The following is a 5,046-nucleotide window of genomic DNA, read 5'->3' as shown; positions in this document are numbered from 1 at the left end:
GGGATTCGAACCCGCAAGGGTGCGGAGCTGAGGAAACGCGAAGCGTTTTCCAGCGCAGCACGCAAGGAGCGAAGCGACGCAGCGGGGCGCGGCCGCCGAAAAGGCGGACGCGGAATCCCTCCGTCCCATATCAACCAAGAGCGCCTTACATCTAGAATTATCAGCCCAGTTCCGAAAAGCGAGCCGTATGCAACAACCAAGTAACCACAGGCCCCGGGAGAGCGGGGACACCGGCTTAGGTTTATCGCGAGTTCCGCACGAACAGGAGGCCACTTAATGTGGCCTCCGTCGTGAGCAGGACTGTAGAGCAGGAAACCTAAGCCGGTGTCCCCGCTCTCCCGGGGCCGGCGGAACTAATTATTCAGCATGCGGTCGAAGCTTCCCGAGTCGCCATCCCGATAGTCGGCGGTCATCAGAATCTCCTGCGGAATGCGTCCGCCCTCACGCAGCACGTTGCGGAACTGCACGCGCGTAACCATGGGCAGATCCTTGATCGTCGCCGCCAGGTTCTGCGGCACGCCCTGGTTGGCAGCCGCGGGCTCGCACGCGCCGCCGGCCTTCACGCGGCGCTTATGCTCGGCAAGCATGGCGCGATACATTCCGGCATGCAGGCGAATCTCAACGACGTTGGCGTTGCGGGCCTGCTCGACGATGCGCGCACCCTCGCGATCGATGTCGCCCACGTAGTAGATATAGGTAAAGCGATAGCCGATCTCGGCCAGGTAATCATCCAGTGCGTGCGAGACGCTCGCCTTGCAGCCGCCGCCAAAGATTACGCCGCCCACCTTGGTACCAAAGAGCTTGGCATGTTTACGTCCGCGCAGGAGCTTGACGATCTCGTCATAGGTATCCAGGTTCTCGACCATAATGAACGGCTTGTCGGCGCCCAGCGTAAAGAAGCCCGTAAAGTGCACCGGACGGTTGGGGGCGACCTTAATCGCCTGCATGCTGATGCCCTTTTCGGTCATACGCCTGATCAGGCGCTCGCCATGCTTGCCGTCAAAAGCCTTTTCGTCATTGAAAATCTGGTAGGCGCGCTGGCGGCGCGAGGCAACCGGAGTATCGGCACCGCGGTTTTGCTCGACCCAAGCCTGGATGATTGCGATTTCCTCGGCAATCTTGCGATTGGACATCTCGTTGTGCTGGGCGCGCTGTGGAGCTTTCTTGCTGTCCTTGCCCTCGACCTTAATGATCTGGGTCTGCTGTTCCTTAATTTTGGAGAGCGCCGTGGGCGTGGGGACGACCTTGAGCAGCTGCCTGCCCAGAACGCGTGCCAGGGCAAACGCCGAAACCTCGCCATGGGTAGTCGACTCAGTCTGCTGGGCAGCCGTATCTGCTGCAGCAGAATCGGGCTTCTTCTGAGACTTGCGCTTAGAATCGCCTTGGACACTGCGCTCACGTTTCGAAGTAGACGTCTGCTTCTGCGAACGTTCGGGCTTGCCCTCCTTCGCCGGCTGACGCTTGGGCTGCTCCATTGGAGCATCCACCTTCGCATCTTCGTCGCGCGGCGCTACATTCTCGGCGGCATCCTGAGCGTTAGAGCCGCGACCGCCACGATGACGGCGGCGGCGAGGCTTGCTCGAAGTACCCTCCCCCGTCTGTTCAACCGCAGGCTGCTGGCCCTGAGTCTCCGTATCGGACGCAGTCTGCTCATCAACAGGCTTCTGTTCACGGACTTCCGGCTCGGCAGGCTTCACGGCCTTCTCGGCCCGCATCTCCGGAACCTGATTAACCTTCTCCTGACGCTTTACGGGGTACGTGCGACCTGCAAAGCCGCGACCGGGACGGCACGAGCCTGAGGCCTTCTTGGCCGGCTTCTCGGAATCGTCTGCAACCTCGGCAGCCTCTTCGGCCTCGCGCACAACATCCTGCTGCTCGGCCTTAAAATGCGCACCGCGACAACGCTTGGGTTCCTGAGGCTCAGCGGACTTTTCCTCTTTCACAGGCTCCTGCGGCTCGGCGACAGGCTCGTTCTCGACAACATCGGTAACGGCCCCATCCTTTTGAGCCACAGCGCGACGGAATCGCTCCTGCTGAGCGCGGCGCTGCGCATCGCGCTTGCCGCCCCCGCCAAAGCCGCCTCGGCCCGCCTTGGCGGTAAAGGCACGCACGACATGCTCATCGAGCAGCTCGTCAGTATCGATATGCTCACGCGGGGCGACTTCTTCCGCAGCAGGCGCCTCAACGGAATCCTCGACAGGCTGCTCCTGGGCATCATGAATCTCGGCATTGATGGTATAGAACGCCGGGCGGCCGTTAATGCCGCTGCCCTCGATCTTGGTCACGATCTTTGCCGCGATAAGCTCATCGCGCATCGCCTTGGTATCGCACTCCTTATCCACGGAGCGAAAAATCTGTGCCAGCGCGCTCGACTTGATCTTGAGTGCCTTGCGGCAGAGCAGGTCGTAGGCAACCAGCTTGGCCCGCTCGGCAGAAAGCGACGTTTGTCCGCTCAGACGCTCAGCCAGAGCATCGACATTTTGTTGGTTATCGGAATATACCGTCTTGGCCACGGGGCCCCTTTCATATGCACACATATACGTTCATATGGTACAACGCGCGCCCTTATCCATGCAAAACATCTGCGAGAACACTCGAGCGTCACCCGCTTTTGCATGAAAAAAAGACCGAGCCCGCGAAGTCGCGGACCCGGTCTTTCCGAGTCATATAGATGTGACGTTCAACTCGTCAGGTCGACTAGGCCTTGGCGGCCTCGGCGTCGGCAGGAGCCTCGGCGGCAGCGGCGCGGCCATACTCGGCCTTGCCCATCTCGGACCACTCGGGCTCCTCGTCGGGCATGGAACCGGCCTCCTTGCCGAAGAACTCCTTGAGGCAGTTGACGGCAACGATGAGGCCCAGGACCATCAGCAGGACGGCGAAGACGAGCTGCAGGCCCTTGGTGGCGGCGACGGAGACGGCAGCCGTGGTAGCGGTGGCCGGGATGGTACCGAAGAAGCCGTAGGCCTGGACGGCGGTCATGCAGCCCATGGCGCTCTGGACCAGCGAGGTGAAGGTGCAGCAGAGCAGGAAGACGACGGGCACGTAGAGCATCCAACCCTTGCGGCCGGTGCACTTGCAGAACACGGCGAGGGTGATCATGGTCATGCCGCCGAGCAGCTGGTTGGAAGCACCAAAGAGCGGCCAGATGTTGGCATAGCCACCAAAAGCGAGGGCGAGACCAGGAAGCAGGGTGACAACCGTGGCGAACCAGGGGTTGCCGAGGACCTTCATGTAGCCGGCCTTGGACTCGATGGCCAGGGCGTCGTTGGTCTGGGCAAAGAACTCGGAGAACGAGGTGCGGGCGATGCGGGCGACGGCATCGAGCGAGGTCAGGGCCAGAGCGGAGACGTTCATGGTCATGAAGACGGTTGCGAGCGTGCCGTCAACACCGAAGGCCTGCATACCGCGGGAGATGCCAGCGGCAAAGATCTGGAACGGGGTGGAAGCGACGCCGGCGTTAAGGGCGCCGGTACCGGCGGTGTTCATGTCGGAGAACATGATGCCGGCAACGATGATGGCAAGGATACCGACGAAGGACTCGACGACCATAGCGCCGTAACCGACCTTGACGGCGTCCTGCTCCTTCTCAACCTGCTTGGAGGAGGTACCAGAAGAAACGAGGCTGTGGAAACCGGAGAGAGCACCGCAAGCGACGGAGACGAACAGGACCGGGAACATCATGCCGGAGGCACCAGAGAAGCCAGTGAAGACCGGAGCGGTCATCGTAGCCTGGCCGTGAACACCCAGGACAACGATGCCGAGGACAGCGCAGACGATCATGACGATCATCATGATGGAAGTGAGGTAGTCACGCGGGGTCTTGAGCATCTGGATGGGCATAGCGCCAGCGAAGACCAGGTAGACCATGACGACGGCGAACCACTGGAACTTGTCCAGGTAGACCGGAAACTGCATACCGACGGCAAACATGAGGACCATGAGGACAACGCCGGTGACGAACTCGGCAGCGCCGGTGAGGCTGAACTTCTTCTGAGCCCAACCAAAGGCGATAGCGACGAAGGTGAACAGGATGGAGATGGTACCAGCGCAGCCGGCGGCATAGGACTTGGTGAAGTCGATGGCACCGGTAGCAGCACCAGAAGCGTCAACGGCCGGGGTGAACATGAACGTCTTGCAGACCATGTCGGTGAAGGCGGCGATGACGATGATGCAGAACAGCCAGCAGAACAGCAGGAACAGGCGACGGCCGGTCTTGCCGATGTACTTCTCGATGAGCTGAGCGAGCGACTTGCCGTTGTTCTTCATCGAAGCGTACAGGGCACCAAAGTCGTGGACGGCACCAAAGAAGATGCCGCCGACGAGGACCCAGAGCACGACGGGCAGCCAGCCAAAGGCCATGGCGACGATCGTACCCGTGACAGGGCCAGCACCGCAGATCGAGCTGAACTGGTGCGAGAACGCGGTGAAGGCGGAGACGGGCGAGAAGCTCTTGCCGTCCTTCATGCGCTTGGCCGGCGTGAGGGCCTCTTTGTCAACGCCCCACTTGTTGGCCAGCCAGCGGCCATAGCCCAGATAGCCGCAGGCGAGCACCGCCGCGGCCACAACCATGAGCAAAACTCCGTTCATTACATTTCCTCCTCTAAAAAGAACTTCCTAGACATAAAAAATGAGGGCCGTCGGTTGCGCTCGACGGCCCTCATCTTTATCAGCCGCCCGTTATCGTACGGGCTAGCTGTATGTGCTAACCCGCATCAGATAATTACTACGCTGATAATGTTTAGCTGATGCGTGAACATGTCTAAGAAATCCTCTTCAATCATGATGTGAACGATCCGTGCGTGTTCACATCCCCCAGTGGTTGAAAAGGAGTATGAAACTTTAGTTACCTAAAGTCAACGCAAATATGTAATGAATTTTCAACTTTTTTGAATTTCTCGGTACAAAACGCCATTGACCTCGGACTTTATCCCACGACAGTTTTTGCATGAGAGATGCCCCTGAGAGCCGCGGGAGCCGGGCGGCGCATATGAACTTTCCTGCTCTACAGTCCTGCGCAAGACGGAAAGCACATTAAGTGCTTTCCTT

General features: G+C 59.8%; 2 protein-coding genes. Both read right to left on the bottom strand.

Annotated features, from left to right (window positions below; all coding sequences use genetic code 11):
- Nucleotides 1-353: 353 nt before the first annotated feature.
- Complete coding sequence (locus tag DXC52_RS07700; protein ID WP_117746795.1) at nt 354-2,513, bottom strand: hypothetical protein; 2,160 nt, start codon at nt 2,511-2,513, stop codon at nt 354-356.
- 184 nt (nt 2,514-2,697) lie between these two features.
- Nucleotides 2,698-4,587, bottom strand: a complete 1,890-nt coding sequence (locus tag DXC52_RS07695; protein ID WP_117746794.1) for a carbon starvation protein A — start codon at nt 4,585-4,587, stop codon at nt 2,698-2,700.
- Between the last annotated feature and the right edge of the window lie 459 nt (nt 4,588-5,046).

The organism is Collinsella sp. TF05-9AC (assembly GCF_003438495.1).
Lineage (GTDB): Bacteria > Actinomycetota > Coriobacteriia > Coriobacteriales > Coriobacteriaceae > Collinsella.
The sequence above is the reverse complement of the archived record's forward strand: the minus strand, read 5'-3'. Positions and strand labels throughout refer to the sequence as shown.

Bases quoted from the DNA above. Each gene is read 5' to 3' on its own strand.
- DXC52_RS07695 (WP_117746794.1), bottom strand. From the start codon at position 4,587: ATGAACGGAGTTTTGCTCATGGTTGTGGCCGCGGCGGTGCTCGCCTGC.